At 62.8% G+C, this 14300-nt stretch carries 14 protein-coding genes and 1 pseudogene; 13 read left to right on the top strand and 2 right to left on the bottom strand.

Translation table 11 applies throughout. The annotated features are described in order from the left end of the window. The first annotated feature begins 24 nt into the window (after window positions 1–24). The 6 genes from EDC35_RS18435 to EDC35_RS02295 all read left to right on the top strand — a co-directional run bounded on the left by EDC35_RS18435 (window position 25) and on the right by EDC35_RS02295 (window position 3884). Window positions 25–183, top strand: coding sequence for a hypothetical protein (locus EDC35_RS18435; protein ID WP_165903325.1), 159 nt, complete (start codon window positions 25–27; stop codon window positions 181–183). Window positions 184–245: 62 nt separating this feature from the next. Further along, window positions 246–1220: a hypothetical protein gene (locus EDC35_RS02275; protein WP_132975303.1), complete on the top strand. Its 975-nt coding sequence runs from the start codon at window positions 246–248 to the stop codon at window positions 1218–1220. Next, window positions 1211–2059, top strand: a complete 849-nt coding sequence (locus EDC35_RS02280) for a spermidine synthase (protein WP_341539419.1) — start codon at window positions 1211–1213, stop codon at window positions 2057–2059. Before EDC35_RS02275 ends, EDC35_RS02280 begins: the two co-directional genes overlap by 10 nt. A 146-nt stretch (window positions 2060–2205) precedes the next feature. Beyond that, entirely contained in the window at window positions 2206–2490 is a 285-nt protein-coding gene (locus EDC35_RS02285) for a hypothetical protein (protein WP_132975305.1), read from the top strand. 70 nt (window positions 2491–2560) lie between these two features. After that, window positions 2561–2833 carry a hypothetical protein gene (locus EDC35_RS02290; RefSeq protein ID WP_132975307.1) on the top strand — a complete coding sequence of 91 codons (273 nt, stop codon included), beginning with the start codon at window positions 2561–2563 and terminating at the stop codon, window positions 2831–2833. 130 nt (window positions 2834–2963) lie between these two features. Continuing rightward, window positions 2964–3884: an EAL domain-containing protein gene (locus EDC35_RS02295; RefSeq protein ID WP_207896051.1), complete on the top strand. Its 921-nt coding sequence runs from the start codon at window positions 2964–2966 to the stop codon at window positions 3882–3884. 160 nt (window positions 3885–4044) lie between these two features. Here EDC35_RS02295 and EDC35_RS02300 read toward each other — a convergent pair whose 3' ends face one another. Beyond that, window positions 4045–5058 (bottom strand): sulfate ABC transporter substrate-binding protein, encoded by a 1014-nt coding sequence (locus EDC35_RS02300; protein WP_132975309.1) that lies wholly within the window; start codon window positions 5056–5058, stop codon window positions 4045–4047. Between the two features lie 231 nt (window positions 5059–5289). Here EDC35_RS02300 and EDC35_RS02305 point away from each other — a divergent pair, with 231 nt between their 5' ends. From EDC35_RS02305 to EDC35_RS02340, 7 genes and pseudogenes are all read left to right on the top strand, one after another. Next, window positions 5290–6288 carry a sulfate ABC transporter substrate-binding protein gene (locus tag EDC35_RS02305; protein ID WP_132975311.1) on the top strand — a complete coding sequence of 333 codons (999 nt, stop codon included), beginning with the start codon at window positions 5290–5292 and terminating at the stop codon, window positions 6286–6288. Next, on the top strand, window positions 6288–6557 hold the full coding sequence (locus EDC35_RS18645) for a hypothetical protein (RefSeq protein WP_132975313.1): 270 nt from the start codon (window positions 6288–6290) through the stop codon (window positions 6555–6557). The genes EDC35_RS02305 and EDC35_RS18645 overlap by 1 nt, the downstream gene beginning before the upstream one ends. Continuing rightward, a pseudogene (locus EDC35_RS18950) lies at window positions 6557–7070 on the top strand (ATP-binding cassette domain-containing protein); the annotation flags it as partial. The gene EDC35_RS18645 and the pseudogene EDC35_RS18950, both read left to right, overlap by 1 nt. Window positions 7071–7408: 338 nt before the next feature. Next, window positions 7409–9202 (top strand): assimilatory sulfite reductase (NADPH) flavoprotein subunit, encoded by a 1794-nt coding sequence (locus tag EDC35_RS02320; RefSeq protein ID WP_132975315.1) that lies wholly within the window; start codon window positions 7409–7411, stop codon window positions 9200–9202. After that, window positions 9202–10905 carry an assimilatory sulfite reductase (NADPH) hemoprotein subunit gene (cysI, locus tag EDC35_RS02325; protein ID WP_132975317.1) on the top strand — a complete coding sequence of 568 codons (1704 nt, stop codon included), beginning with the start codon at window positions 9202–9204 and terminating at the stop codon, window positions 10903–10905. Before EDC35_RS02320 ends, cysI begins: the two co-directional genes overlap by 1 nt. A gap of 284 nt (window positions 10906–11189) precedes the next feature. Next, on the top strand, window positions 11190–12167 hold the full coding sequence (cysK, locus tag EDC35_RS02330) for a cysteine synthase A (protein WP_132975319.1): 978 nt from the start codon (window positions 11190–11192) through the stop codon (window positions 12165–12167). A gap of 74 nt (window positions 12168–12241) precedes the next feature. Beyond that, on the top strand, window positions 12242–12682 hold the full coding sequence (locus EDC35_RS02340; RefSeq protein WP_207896058.1) for an RBBP9/YdeN family alpha/beta hydrolase: 441 nt from the start codon (window positions 12242–12244) through the stop codon (window positions 12680–12682). A 114-nt stretch (window positions 12683–12796) separates the two neighbouring features. On the opposite strand, the gene nuoN is transcribed toward EDC35_RS02340, so the two are convergent. Beyond that, window positions 12797–14242 carry an NADH-quinone oxidoreductase subunit NuoN gene (gene nuoN / locus EDC35_RS02345; protein ID WP_132975321.1) on the bottom strand — a complete coding sequence of 482 codons (1446 nt, stop codon included), beginning with the start codon at window positions 14240–14242 and terminating at the stop codon, window positions 12797–12799. Window positions 14243–14300: the final 58 nt, after the last annotated feature.

Below are 14300 nucleotides of genomic sequence, written 5' to 3' on the forward strand. Positions count from 1 at the left end.
TCCATCTTCAGCGAGGTTTTAAACATGGCAGGCGCGAACAAAGGCCCCTATCAACCGGATGCCTATCCACCCATTCCCACGCGCTTCACGCGCTATCTGCGCACGGCGGTTATCTGGCAGTTCATCCGCTTCTGGGTCATCGGTTATCGCGTCCTCAAGCTCATGTGGAAGCCGCATGGCTGACTCCCGGCGCCTGGACCCATTTGCTTGAACACTGCAAGCGGCTGTATCCGTCGAGACCGGCATTGAGTCTTTCCCATTTCCTTTTTGGCGGACGTCAGAGGACACGCGGGCATTACCCCGAAACGCTGGTCCAGGCGGCCATCGAACGCACCGTCGATCATACCGATGCGCGGCTGAGGCTGCTGCCGGGGTATCGTCGGCGTCTCCGCGAACCCGTCATCCAGGCCATCCGTCATGTGGGGCGGCTGGTGGACGAGACACCGGCGCCCATCCTGGTCGGGCGTGCCGAATTCGCCGCCGACCCGCGTCTCGCCGCACTCTTTGTCTCGGCCAACGAGATGCTGGAGCGTCTGGCGGGCGAAACCGCTGGTCTGCATGCCCGAGCCGAGCGGCGGCCGGCACGCATCACGGCACTGCTGCTGGTCGAGCGGTCCGAAAAACACATCCTTGGCATGGATCTGGTCAATGGGCTGGTGCAGCGCGAGGTCGCACAGATTGCGGTCAACTTTAACGGTCATCGGCTGTTGGAACCCAGCGCGAGCGAGTGCAAGACACGCCGCCACCTGAAGCGCCGGGCGTTTGATCATCTGCTTGCCCTGGCGCGGATCCGTCTTGCCGAAATCCGCGCGGAACGCGCCGATCTGCTGCATCAACGTGATGCGTTATCCCACAGACTGACGGGAAGGCATGCAACCAGGCTGTCCGAGCCGGCGGCTTTACGCGCCGGGCTGGACCGGATCGCCCGCGAGCTGGCAATCCGGGGCGAGGGCGGCAGCGTGCTCCGGGCGCATTTGGAAATCGTCGCCGGGCTGCTCGGACAGGCCGCACAACAGCTCTGGGTCGAAGACCTCAGCCTCCATCTCGACCCCATGAATATCCGCCGCCATCCGCAGGATTCAGGGGCACGTCTGATCCGGCTGCGGGAGTTGCACGATGCCCGTGGTCGCCGCATCGTCCCGCTCCTGATCGCATTCCGCGCGGGCGAATGGCTGTCAGGCGAAAATGCCCGCCCATCGGCACAACGCACATGTCTTTGATCGATGCGCAACGCCGGTTGCCCGCCACCTTCGTTCCCCGTTCGGAAGATCAGAGGCATTGGAACATCATGCTCCAGAAAGATCAGCTTGCCCAAATCGCCATGATCCTGCTCGTCTGGGGTCTTGCCGGTGCCCTGTTCGGCGCACTCTTCGCCGGTCTCTATCAGGTGTTATGGATCCTTGGTCTGCCGGGCTGGCAAACCTTGATGATCGCCACCGCGATAGCCGCCGTGACGACGGCGGCCTTTTACAGCGCCATGCCGATCGCGCTGATTGGCACCATGGCCGGCGTCCTCGCCTCGATCGGTTATTTGATGGCCGCCGCGCTCAAACTTAACCTCATTGCCATTGTCGGTCTGGCGGGAGCGGCCGGGGTGGTGGCGGGAACTCTCTATGCCTGGATGGTCACGCGCGGCAGCCGTCCGCTGGCCGAGATTCTCAACGGTCTCGTTGCCGGGCTGCTGACCGGCGCTCTGCTGGTCCTGACCTTCGCGCTGACCGGCTGGCAGGTGAACATGATCATTCTGGCAGCCACTGCCGTGGCAGGTGTCGGCACCCTGTTTCAGCTTGCGGAGGGCTGGCTGGTCGAACGCGCGGCCCGCTGGCTGCCGGCGATGCTGTCGGCGCCCGTGGTCGCGGGGCTCATCGCGGCGGTCGTTGGCGCCAGCATCTGGTTCGTCGGTGGCGCCACGGCCGCCGTGCTGGATGATCGGATGACCTCTGCCTTTGGACAGATCCTGGCGCACATCCCCGCCGGGCTCCTGGGCGGTTTTATGGGCGGGGCGCTTTCCGGACTCCTGCTCGAATTTCTCGGCTTCCGTCTGGATGTCGGGCGTTAAACACTGTTTCCAGTCAGCGGCTTGTCGAGCCGCTGACATGAATAAGGAATGCACAGAATCGAATTTGTAACCGGATGTTTACAGCGCACAATCGAGGCTAACCATGACCTCGATGCAGGCCGTCCAAACAGCGGGAGCGCGCCATCTTGTCAAACCTCGATCCGACCTTTCTCTTTCTCAACCTCATCCCGAACCAAGCGGCCTTCAGCACCATCGTCGCTGACCGCGATCTGGCGGTCGATGAGTTTGCCGTCAAACACCGTCATACCCTCCTCGCCCACTTCGCCCAGACGGATAACGACCTGGATGGCGAATGGGCCTCTCAGGCCGCAGCAGAGTTGTGGCGATATATCCAGTCTCTCCTGTCATGGACGGATAACCTGATTGCAACTGTCACGTCAACGGAATGCGGCATTCAGACTGACGACTGAATTAACGGATTTTTTCGCATCGCGTCCGGGTGACCGGGATGAGATGCCTTCAGTCAGGGAGTGCGCCACCATGCCAAACTTTGAGCCTGCAAGGCTTTTTTACGATCTGGCTGCCACCAATCGGACAACCTTTAGCGTCATCCTTGATGACCGACACCTGCCGATTGATGACTTCATCGTCATTCATCGTCGGTCGATTCGCGAGCACTACATCCGCAAGGGTTATATCGAGGTGGACGGCGAGCGAGCGTCCCAGGCGGCGGCGAATCTTTGGGGCTATATCCACTATCTCCAGGCATGGGCGGAACAACCGCCCCGGCCTGACCGACCGCATAAACGGTGACGGCCTGAATGGCCGGGCTTGCCCGGCTTCCATGGTTTTGCAATTTGCATAGAAGGATTTGTGTCTTGCAGCAAAGAAATTGACTCACTAAGGTTCAGAATCGATGCTGCATTGCACAATTGGAGCGGACATGGCCTTCAACGAGATTCTGGCTTACTTTGAGGAATGGAGTGGTGATCGATCCGGAACAGCACATCATCTCCGCTTTGACGATCAGGGCGCCTTTGGCTCCTATCGCGGGATGCGCTTGTACAGCGCCTTTCAGCCACTCTTCGCCGGACAGGATTTAGCCGTTGTCGCGCACGAGGCACTGCTGCGGGTGCGCGATGAAGATGGCCGGGCGCTCTCCCCGGCGGAGGCGTTTGCGGTGCCGACGACACCCAGCGAAGCCATGTATTTCGACCGCCTGTGCCGCATGGTGCATACCCTGAACTTCGTTCAGCAGGCCGAGTCGGAGGCCGAACTCTTTCTCAATGTCAGCGGACGCCATCTGCTCAGTTTAAGCAGTGGTCACGGCCAGACCTTTGAACATCTGCTCAACCTGTGCGGACTGACACCAGACCAGATCATCCTGGAAATTCTGGAGGGGCATGTCGATGACATCGGGCGTCTCAATGACGCAGTCAATGCCTATCGGAGCCGGGGTTATCGCGTCGCCATCGACGATTTCGGCTGTGAGGACTCGAACTTTGATCGTCTGTGGAAATTGACGCCGGACATTGTCAAGCTCGACCGCTCGCTGATCGTCCAGGGCACCACCAACGAACGCGCCCGGCGCATTCTGCCCAAGCTGGTCGAAATCATCCATGAACTGGGCGCGCAGGTCGTCTGTGAAGGCATTGAAAACCTGGACCAGCACAGTCTGGCGGTCGATGCCGGGTCCGATCTGGTGCAAGGTTATTACTACGCCCGACCCTCATCGGATCTGATCGCACCCCTAACGCAGACGGACGCCCGCCTGTTCCATCCGATCAACAGCCTGAACCGGCCTCGCCAAATCCCTCTGCTGGTTCAAACCGGCTCCACGTCCACCCAGGTTGTGTGCTCATGAAACTGATTGATCGCATTCACCGGGAATAAGGGAAGGACAGAGGGTATCTGTTATCTCAGACGCTTATGAGCGGCAGCGATGTGCGATCTGAGTTTCTCGCCTGCGGGCATAGACAGGGTCGATCCCCGGTCTGGCCGGGGATCCTTCACGCCGCGTCGGATCAACGCGCCGACGGACTGTAGATCTGGTCGAACACCCCGCCATCGGCGAAGTGTTTCTTCTGCGCCGCCTGCCAGCCGCCCAGATCCTCGATCTTCACCAGATTGATGTCGGCGAACTGACCCTTGTGCTTGGCGGCTACCTCGGCATTGGTGGGACGATAGAAATGCTTGGCGGCAATTTCCTGTCCTTCCTGCGAGTAGAGGAATTCCAGATAGGCGGTCGCGACCGCGCGGGTGCCCTTCTTATCCACCGTGCGGTCCACGACGGTGACCGGCGGTTCGGCCAGGATCGATAGTGACGGCACCACGATCTCGAATTGGTCCGCACCGAATTCCTGGAGCGCCAGGAAGGCCTCGTTCTCCCAGGAGAGGAAGACATCGCCGATGCCGCGCTGGACGAAGGTGGTGGTCGAACCGCGGGCGCCGGAGTCCAGCACCGGGACATTCTTGTAGAGCCGCGTGATGTACTCCTTCACCTTGGCCTCGTCGCCGCCGTATTCCTTCTCGGCCCAGGCCCAGGCCGCCAGATAGTTCCAGCGCGCACCGCCCGAGGTCTTGGGGTTGGGTGTGATGACGGAGACGCCGTCTTTGACCAGATCGCCCCAGTCCTGGATCCCCTTCGGATTGCCCTTGCGTACCAGGAAGACGATGGTCGAGGTATAGGGCGAGCTGTTCAGCGGCAGGCGCGTCTGCCAGTCCTTGTTGAGGATCCCTTTCTCGGCAATGGCGTCGATGTCATAGGCCAGCGCCAGGGTCACCACATCGGCCTCCAGTCCGTCGATCACCGCGCGCGCCTGCTTGCCGGAACCGCCATGCGATTGCTGGATACCGAGCTTTTCGCCGGTCTTCGCTTCCCAGTGCTTGACGAAAGCCGGGTTGAACTCCTGATACAGCTCACGGGTCGGGTCGTAGGAGACATTGAGCAGGGTGGTCGCGGCGTGCGCGGGCGTGAGTCCGGACAGACCCAGCACGATGCCTGCGAACAGGGCTTTCAAGGGGAAGGATGTCTTCATGGTTGGATTCCTTTGGTTCAGTGGCATGAATGGGAGGGTTCGTTTTAATCGCTCGCATCGCCGCGCGCCAACCAACAAAAACTGCAAACCTTATCCCGCGCCCATCAATCCGGTATGTTTTGGTAACGATATATCAAAAAGCGAATAATGAAATAACATTTCTGTCGTTCCAGTTATTTTGTCATTGCACTAACCTCTGCGCTTTCTTTTCTGCAACCGAGGCCACCTGCCATGACGAACCGGATTTCTCTCCTGATCGGCGCCGCCCTGACCGCGCTGTCGTGTTCAGCCATCGCCGAGACGAGCCTGCTCAACGCCTCTTACGATGTCTCGCGCGAGCTGTACAAGGACATCAACCCGGCCTTTACCGATGCCTACCAAGCGCAAACCGGCAAGACGGTCACGGTCAATCAGTCCCACGGCGGTTCCAGCAAGCAGGCGCTGGCGGTTGCTGCCGGGCTCGAAGCCGATGTCGTGACCATGAACCAGTCCACCGATCTCGACATCCTGGTCGAGCGCGGCGGTCTGGTGGCAGCTGACTGGCGCGAGCGCTTCCCGCATGGCGCCACACCCTACACCACCACCTCGGTGTTCCTGGTGCGCCAGGGCAATCCCAAGCACATCCATGACTGGGCGGATCTGGCCCGGCCCGGACTGTCGGTGATCGTGCCCAACCCCAAGACCTCCGGGAACGGCCGCTACACCTATCTCGCTGCCTGGGGCAGTGTCATCGCTGGCGGCGGCACCGATGAGCAGGCGCGCGAGTTCGTGCGGCAGGTGTTCGCCAATGTGCCGGTGCTGGATGGCGGCGGGCGCGGCGCGACCACGACCTTCACCCAGCGTGACATCGGCGATGTACTGGTGACCTTCGAGAACGAGGCGGCGCTGATCGCGCGCGAACTGGGCGCGGATCGGTTCGATGTGGTCTATCCCTCGATCAGCATCGATGCCAGCGCGCCGGTGGCCGTGGTCGAAACCGTCGTCGCCAAACGCGGGACGGCGGCTGAGGCCAAGGCCTATCTCGACTTTCTCTTCTCCGAGACCGGTCAGCGGATCATCGCCAAGCATTATTTCCGTCCACGCTCGCCCGCTGTCCTGGCTGAAAACGCGGATCGCTTCCCGGCGGTCAAGACCTTTGATGTCGAGACCCTGCTCGGTCCCTGGAAAGCGGTTCAAGCCAAGCATTTTGCCGACAACGGCACCTTCGATCAGATCGTGATCAACCGCTGATGGGTGTGGCGCCCTTCTTCAATCCCACCCGCCAGACACGGGTGCTGCCGGGTTTCCATCTGGCGCTCGGCTATACCCTGGTCTATCTGTCGCTGTCGCTGATCGTGCTGATCCCGCTGGCGGCGGTCTCCATCACCAAGCTCGAACAGTACGACTATGTCGGCGCGACCGCCGTGGCGGTGGTGATGCTGGTCTTTTCCTTCATCATGCTGCTCGCCATCAATCTGTTGCAGGCGTGGAGCGCCAAACGCACCGGGAGGGATCGCTGATGGCCGTCGCTGGCGTGCTGCACGCGCGGGTCGATGCCCGTCGTTACCAAACCAATGCCGCCACCCGCGAGTCGCCCTGGATCAGGCGTCTGATCCTCGGCGTGGCTCTGCTCTTCTTCGCGCTCTTTCTGCTGATGCCGCTGATCGCGGTCTTCGCCGAGGCGTTCCGCAAGGGCTGGTTCACTTATGTCACCGCACTCTCCGACCCGGACGCGCTGGCGGCGGTGCGTCTGACGCTGCTGATTGCGGCGATTGCGGTGCCGCTCAATCTGGTGTTCGAGAACGTCGCCTTCGGACTGCGGGTCAAGCCCCGGCGCGAGCGTCCGAAGGAGGCCGAGATCCGGCAGCGGGTGCATCGTCTACTCGATCTGGTGCAGCTCGATCCGCTTGCCAATCGCTTCCCCAGCCAGCTATCCGGCGGCCAGCGCCAGCGGGTCGCGCTGGCCCGCGCGCTGGCGGTCGAGCCGAAAGTCCTGCTGCTGGACGAACCCTTCGGCGCGCTCGATGCGCAGGTGCGCAAGGAATTGCGGCGCTGGCTGCGGCGGCTGCACGATGAGCTGCACATCACCTCCCTCTTCCGCGGTCATTATCTGCGCGACTACGCACTCCGCTTCATTCTGGAATGCGCCCCAAAGCTGACCACGGAGCAGATCAAAGAGGCGGCCTTTCCCAAGGTATCAATCGCCTGATTCCGGTTGTCGGCGTCAGACGCAACTTATGACTCATCTTCATATAGAAAGAAAAGAATATACGTTCCATTTTTTATTTCCGGGCAACACACTCAACTCCTCGGCTGGGCCTCAAACCTGATCCCGATGGCCTTTATCGTATGAGATTCGCCCGGAGTGCCCATGGCATTGTCGCAATTAACCCCTTTAACGAGTCCGCTGGACGAGCGCCAGTTGACTGCTCTGCAAACGGCCCTGACGGGTCTCTCGCCACTCCAGATCGCCTGGGTCAGCGGGTATCTGGCCGGACGCGGCGCCGTGGAATCGATTCCCGCCAGTGTTCAGGCCAGCGCGCCCGCCTCCGGGCTGACCATCCTCTACGGCTCGCAGACGGGCAACACCCGTGGCGTGGCTGAATCGCTCGCCGCGCGGCTGCACGGGCGCGGAATCGAACCCCGCCTGCTCTCACTGGGCGATTACAAATCACGCGACATCGCCAGCGAACGGCTGCTGCTGCTCTTGGTCAGCACCCACGGCGAGGGCGAGCCGCCGGAGAGTGCGCAGGATCTCTTCAAGTATCTGCATGGCAAACGCGCGCCCCGACTGGAGTCGCTGCGCTATGCGGTGCTGGGACTGGGCGACTCCAGCTATGCCCAATTCTGTCAGGCCGCCAGGGCGTTCGATGTCCGGCTCAGGGAGCTGGGCGCCCACCCCCTTTTGGATCTCCAGTGCGGCGATGTCGATTATCGGGAGACGGTTGCCGACTGGTCCGGGCGCGTGCTGGAACTGACCGCCGGTCTGGTCGAATCGCACAGGGCCAAGGTCATCCCGATCCACGGCGGCAAGGGCGGCGAACCGGTCGCCGCAAAATCGGCGGCGAGCGGCCCACTGGTTGCGGAACTGATCGAGCGACGTCGGCTGACCACCGCAGACGCCGTGGGTGAGGTCCATCATCTGGTGCTCGCGATCGATCCCGAACGACTGCGGTTCACGCCCGGCGATGCACTCGGGGTCTGGTTCCGCAATGATCCGGTGCTGGTCGATGCGATCCTGACGCGGCTGCAACTCGACGGGGACAGCCCGGTCACGCTGGAGAACTGCGATCTGGCGCTGCGTGAGGCGTTGTCCGAACACCTGGATCTGACCCAGTTGCACCCGAACGTCGTCAAGGCCTGGGCCGAACGATCCGGTTCGGACGCGCTGGCAGACCTGAGCGCCGATGGCGCGCGGCTGCGCGACTATGCCGGCTCGCGCCAGTTCGTCGATCTGATCACCGAGCATCCGGGCCGCCTGGAGCCGTCCGCGCTGGTGGGATTGCTCCAGCCGCTGCGTCCCCGTCTCTATTCCATCGCCTCCAGTCAGACCGAGATCCCCGACGAGGTGCATCTGACGGTCTCTCTGCTGCGCTATGCCGTCGATGGACGTGAGCGTCTGGGCGGCGCCTCGGGCTTCCTCGCCCGCCGTCTGCGCGAAGACGAGCCGATTCAGATCGCGATCACCGAAAACCCCGGTTTCCGGCTCCCGGCGGACGATGACACGCCTCTCATCCTGATCGGCGCCGGCACCGGTATCGCCCCGTTTCGCGCCTTTCTCCAGGAACGCGCCGCGCGCGGCGCACGCGGTCGTCACTGGCTGATCTTCGGCAACCGTCATTACCGGCGCGACTTTCTCTATCAGCTCGACTGGCAGGCCCATCGCAAGGCCGGACGGCTGGAGCAGGTCAGCGTCGCCTTCTCGCGCGATCAGGGCGACAAACGCTATGTCCAGCACCGGCTGCGCGAACAGGGGCGCGACCTCCATGCCTGGCTTCAGGACGGCGCGCATCTCTATGTCTGCGGCGCCACCGCGATGGGCCGTGCGGTGCACGAGGCCCTGCTTGATGTCATCGCGCACGAGCGGGGCATCGATCATGAAAGCGCCGACGACACGCTCAACACCCTGCGCCAGGATGGCCGTTACCAGCGAGACCTTTACTGATGAACGCCAATCTCACCGAACATGAACACATCAAGTCACGCAGCCAGCGTCTGCGCGGCACCCTGGCGGCGAGTCTGGCCGACGAACTGACCGCCGCCATCGACCCGGCGGATACCCAGATCGGCAAATTCCACGGCTTCTATCAGCAGGACGACCGCGACCGGCGCGCCGCGCGCCGCGAGCAGTGGCTGGAGCCTGAATACAGTTTCATGCTGCGCGCACGGCTGCCCGGCGGGGTCTGCACCCCGGCGCAATGGCTCGCCATCGACCGCATCGGACGCGAGCTGGCGAGCGGCAGCGTGCGGCTGACCACGCGCCAGACCTTTCAGTATCACGGCATCCCCAAGGGCGATCTGCGCGGGGTCATCCAGGGCATCCATCAGGCGCTCATCGACTCCATCGGCGGTTGCGGCGACATCAACCGCAATGTCATGTGCAACCCCAATCCGGTCGAATCGCCGCTGCATGCCGAGGTCCATGCCTGGGCGCAGCGGATCAGCGAACATCTGCTGCCCAGGACCCGCGCCTATCATGAGCTCTGGCTCGATGGCGAACGGCTCGCCGGCAGCGGCGAAGAGGATGAGCCGATCTATGGCGAGACCTATCTGCCGCGCAAATTCAAGGTCGCCATCGCCGTGCCGCCGCACAACGATGTCGATGTCTATGCCAACGATCTGGGTTTTATCGCCATCACCGACCCCAACGAACCCACCCGTCTGCTGGGCTTCAACTGTCTGGCCGGCGGCGGCATGGGGACGACCCACGGCGATCGCACCACCTTTCCCCGGCTGGCCGACGATCTGGGATTCGTCACCCCCGAGCGGGTGCTGGCGGTGGCCGAGGCGGTGGTCACGGCGCAGTGCGACTTCGGGAATCGCGTCAGTCGCCCCCATGCGCGGCTCAAATACACCATTGAACGCCTGGGTCTGGACGCCTTCAGGTCCGAGGTGGAGCGGCGTGCCGGGCTGACCTTCGCGCCGCCCCGGCCCGTCGCCTTCACGGATCACGGCGACCGCTACGGCTGGATCCGGGGTCATGACGGACGCTGGCACCTGACCTTGTATATCGAAAACGGACGGTTGCACGACGCCCCCGACCGTCCGTTGCTCACCGGGCTGCGGGCCATCGCCGAGGTCCATCGCGGCGATTTCCGTATCACGCCCAATCAGAATCTGATCGTTGCGGGGGTGCCGGCCCGGCAGAAACAACGCATCGAATCGCTGGCGCGCGCGCATGGCCTGCTGGCAGAGGGGCGCTCGACGCTGCGGCTGGGCGCTATTGCCTGTGTCGCCTTTCCGACCTGTCCGCAGGCGATGGCGGAGTCGGAGCGTTATTTCCCGGATCTGCTGACCCGCATCGAAACGCTGGCCGCGCGTCATGGTCTGGAGCGGGAGGCACTGGTGATCCGCATGACCGGCTGTCCCAACGGCTGTGCACGGCCCTTCCTGGCCGAAATCGCTTTCGTCGGCAAGGGACCGGGCACCTACAACCTGCTGCTCGGCGGCGACGGACGCGGCGCCCGGCTCAACAGCGTCTATCGGGAGAATATCGGCGAGACCGAGATCCTGACGGAGCTTGACGGACTCTTCGCTCGCTTCGCCGCCGAGCGCCAGCCGGACGAGCGATTCGGCGATTTCGTGGTGCGGGTCGGAATCGTGCGGCGCGTGGTGAATGCGGCGCGGGATTTTCATCAGGCACCATGACTTTATTTAGACAGGATTAACAGGATTTTTCAGGATGGACAGGATTTCTCAAATCCTTGTTTTAAATATTTTTAATCCTGAAAAATCTTGTTAATCCTGTCCGTTGAAGGAATTTCAGGCGTTTAGAGATCTTCCTGGAAAGCGCCTTCAGTTTTATCAGAATCTGAATTCTTCTTCGTTCGACTCCGGCAGCGAAAACCTTAAAGTGAAACCTCTGTGGCCGTCCGGCATTCAACCGGCGTCACACCCCCATCCAGACCGATCCGGTCTGAGGAGCACTCCCGATGTCCAGTTGGTTTGCAGACAATGCGCAGTCGATCGGCCGCACCCCGCTGGTGGCGCTCAATCGTGTCACCGATGGCGCGCCCGCCCGCGTGCTGGCCAAGATCGAGGGCCGCAATCCGGCCTATTCGGTCAAATGCCGCATCGGCGCGGCCATGATCTGGGATGCCGAGCGGCGCGGTCTGCTCGGTCCCGGCAAGGAGCTGGTCGAGCCGACCAGCGGCAATACGGGGATCGCGCTGGCCTTCGTCGCCGCCGCCAAGGGGATCCCGCTGACCCTGACCATGCCCGAGACCATGAGCCTGGAGCGGCGCAAGCTGCTGGTGGCCTATGGCGCCAGACTGGTGCTGACCGAAGGGGCCAAGGGCATGAGCGGGGCGGTGGCGAAGGCGGAGGAGATCGCCGCCGCCGATCCCGAGCGCTATGTGCTGCTGCAACAGTTCAAGAACCCGGCCAATCCGGCCATCCACGAGAACACCACCGGTCCCGAGATCTGGCACGACACCGAGGGCCAGATCGACATTCTGGTCTCGGGCGTGGGCACCGGCGGCACCATCACCGGCATCTCGCGCTACATCAAACAGACCCAGCGCAAGCCCATCCTCTCGGTCGCGGTCGAGCCCGAGGCCAGTCCGGTACTGACCCAGGCCCGTGCCGGCGAACCGCTCAAACCCGGCCCGCACAAGATCCAGGGCATCGGCGCCGGCTTCGTCCCGGACACCCTGGATCTGTCGCTGGTCGATCTCATCGAGACCGTCAGCAACGAGGACGCCGTCCGCTATGCGCTGCGTCTGGCGCGCGAGGAGGGCATCCTCTCCGGCATCTCCAGCGGCGCGGCGGTCGCGGTCGCCGCGCGGCTCGCGCAGCGTCCGGAGCACAGCGGTAAGACTATCGTCGTGGTCCTGCCGGATTCCGGCGAGCGGTATCTCAGCTCGATTCTCTTTGAGGGGCTGTTCGACGAGAAGGGCGTGGCGATATGACTTGAACGGAGCCGGTTTCACCCCGGCGGGCGGCACCCTGCGCGCGCCCGACATCGCCGTGGCTCCTGCGGGCGATGAGCGCGGCTGGATCCCCGGCGCACCGCCGCTGGCGCAGGCGCACTGCTGGTCGCCCCGGCGGATCCGGAGCGTTTCTCGCCGCGCGGCGTGCGTGCCGACCCGCGACGCAAGGGTCAGCTTTCGCTGGCTGCCGATCTCCCGTCGGCCCCCTGCCCTTCCCGAGCCTGGTGGTGGCGAGCCGCAACGATCCCTGGATGCGTCTGGAGACAGTCGAGCACTGGGCCGGGCTCTGGGGCAGCGTGATGATCGACATCGGCGATGCAGGCCACATCAATATCGATTCGGGATTCGGCCCCTGGCCGCAGGGACTGGCACTGCTGCGCGCCCTCCAGTCTGGCCGGTTTCAGCGTCGGGCGGTGACACCGACACCCGCGCGCCGCACCCTGCCCTACCCGCGAACGACACGACAATCCGCCCATGCCACTCCGACCTTTTGATCAAGGCATTCAATCGTGACTGATCTCAAGGCCAACTACCGCTACGAAACGCCCCAGGTCCATGCCGGTCAGTCGCCCGCACGGTGTCCATCCATCAGCGCGAAAGTGACGCGATTACTGCACCGCAAACGCCGCCTGACACAGCGACAGCAGCGCGGCGGGAAAAAGCCCGAGCGCCAGCAGGGCCAGACCATTGGCTGTCATGGCGATCCGCACGCCGCCGCTGGTGACGAGGATCGGCGCGTCCGGGGCCGGTCGGTCGAAATAGATGAATTTGATGACCCGCAGATAGTAGAAGGCGCCGATGATGGAGAAGGCGACGGCCACCAGCGCCAGCCACACCAGATCAATGCGGACGACGGATTCCAGCACCAGCAGCTTGGCCATGAAACCGACTGTCGGCGGCACCCCGGCCATGGAGAACATGACGAGCGTCATCATGGCGGCGTACCAGGAATCGCGATCATTGAGCCCCTTGAGGTCTTCGAGGTTCTCGGCATCGAATCCCTTGCGACTGAGGATGAGGAGGATGCCGAAGGCACCGGCGGACATCACGGCATAGACGATGGCATAGAACATGGCCGCCGCGTAGCCCTGCTGTGATCCGGCGAGCAGCCCGAGAAAGATGAAGCCGGCATGTCCGATGGCCGAGTAGGCCAGCATGCGCTTGATGTTGGTCTGGGCGATAGCGACCAGATTGCCAAGCCCCATCGAGAGCACGGCGAGGATGATCAGCATGCCCTGCCAGTCGGCATGGAGCGACGGCAACCCCTCCACCAGCATGCGGATGGCAAGCGCGAAGGCCGCGATCTTGGGCGCGCTGCCGAGAAAGAGCACGGCAGGCGTCGGCGCGCCTTCGTAGATGTCCGGCACCCACATGTGAAACGGCACGGCGCCGAATTTGAAACCGATACCGATCACCAGAAAGACGATCCCGAACACCAGCACCTTGTTTGCGATGCCCTGTGCGGCGACAGCCTGAGCGACCGGCCCCAGTTCGATGGAGCCGGTCGCGCCATAGATCATCGAGATGCCGTAGAGCAGCAGGCCCGAGCCGAGCGCGCCGAGCACAAAATATTTCATCGCCGCCTCAGCGCCCTTTTTGGAATCGCGGTCGAAGGCGACCAGGGCATAGAGCGAGAGCGCCTGGAGTTCGAGCCCCAGATACAGCGTCAGGAAGCTGTTGGCGGAGACCATGACCAGCATCCCGAGCACCGCGAACAGGCCCAGGACATAAAACTCGCCCACCAGCATGCCGCGATCCTTGAGCCAGGGTCGCGCATAGATGAAGGCGAGGATACTCACCACCAGAATCGCGCCCTTCAACAGATCGCTGATACCGTCGCGAACCAGATTGCCATCGAAGAAGATCTGGCGCTCGCCGCCGCCGACCGCGCCGGTCAGCGCAATGGCGATCACCAGACCGATCAGACTCAGGCTGTGATTGAGTCCCTTGTCCTGATCCTTGAGATAGAGATCGACGATGAGCACCACGCTCGCGGTGATGAGGATGGCGATCTCCGGCAGGATGGGCACGAGATTGGCGGCGTCGAATGGCATAGTTGGTTCCAAATTCTGAGACTGGCTGTCAATAGACAGGACTAACAGGATTTTTCAG

It is taken from the genome of Thiobaca trueperi, assembly GCF_004342175.1.
Taxonomy (GTDB): domain Bacteria; phylum Pseudomonadota; class Gammaproteobacteria; order Chromatiales; family Chromatiaceae; genus Thiobaca; species Thiobaca trueperi.

Bases quoted from the DNA above. Each gene is read 5' to 3' on its own strand.
- EDC35_RS02305 (WP_132975311.1), top strand. From the start codon at position 5,290: ATGACGAACCGGATTTCTCTCCTGATCGGCGCCGCCCTGACCGCGCTG.
- nuoN (WP_132975321.1), bottom strand. From the start codon at position 14,242: ATGCCATTCGACGCCGCCAATCTCGTGCCCATCCTGCCGGAGATCGCC.
- EDC35_RS18645 (WP_132975313.1), top strand. From the start codon at position 6,288: ATGGGTGTGGCGCCCTTCTTCAATCCCACCCGCCAGACACGGGTGCTG.
- cysI (WP_132975317.1), top strand. From the start codon at position 9,202: ATGAACGCCAATCTCACCGAACATGAACACATCAAGTCACGCAGCCAG.
- cysK (WP_132975319.1), top strand. From the start codon at position 11,190: ATGTCCAGTTGGTTTGCAGACAATGCGCAGTCGATCGGCCGCACCCCG.
- EDC35_RS02290 (WP_132975307.1), top strand. From the start codon at position 2,561: ATGCCAAACTTTGAGCCTGCAAGGCTTTTTTACGATCTGGCTGCCACC.
- EDC35_RS18435 (WP_165903325.1), top strand. From the start codon at position 25: ATGGCAGGCGCGAACAAAGGCCCCTATCAACCGGATGCCTATCCACCC.
- EDC35_RS02340 (WP_207896058.1), top strand. From the start codon at position 12,242: ATGAGCGCGGCTGGATCCCCGGCGCACCGCCGCTGGCGCAGGCGCACT.
- EDC35_RS02295 (WP_207896051.1), top strand. From the start codon at position 2,964: ATGGCCTTCAACGAGATTCTGGCTTACTTTGAGGAATGGAGTGGTGAT.
- EDC35_RS02280 (WP_341539419.1), top strand. From the start codon at position 1,211: ATGTCTTTGATCGATGCGCAACGCCGGTTGCCCGCCACCTTCGTTCCC.
- EDC35_RS02320 (WP_132975315.1), top strand. From the start codon at position 7,409: ATGGCATTGTCGCAATTAACCCCTTTAACGAGTCCGCTGGACGAGCGC.
- EDC35_RS02300 (WP_132975309.1), bottom strand. From the start codon at position 5,058: ATGAAGACATCCTTCCCCTTGAAAGCCCTGTTCGCAGGCATCGTGCTG.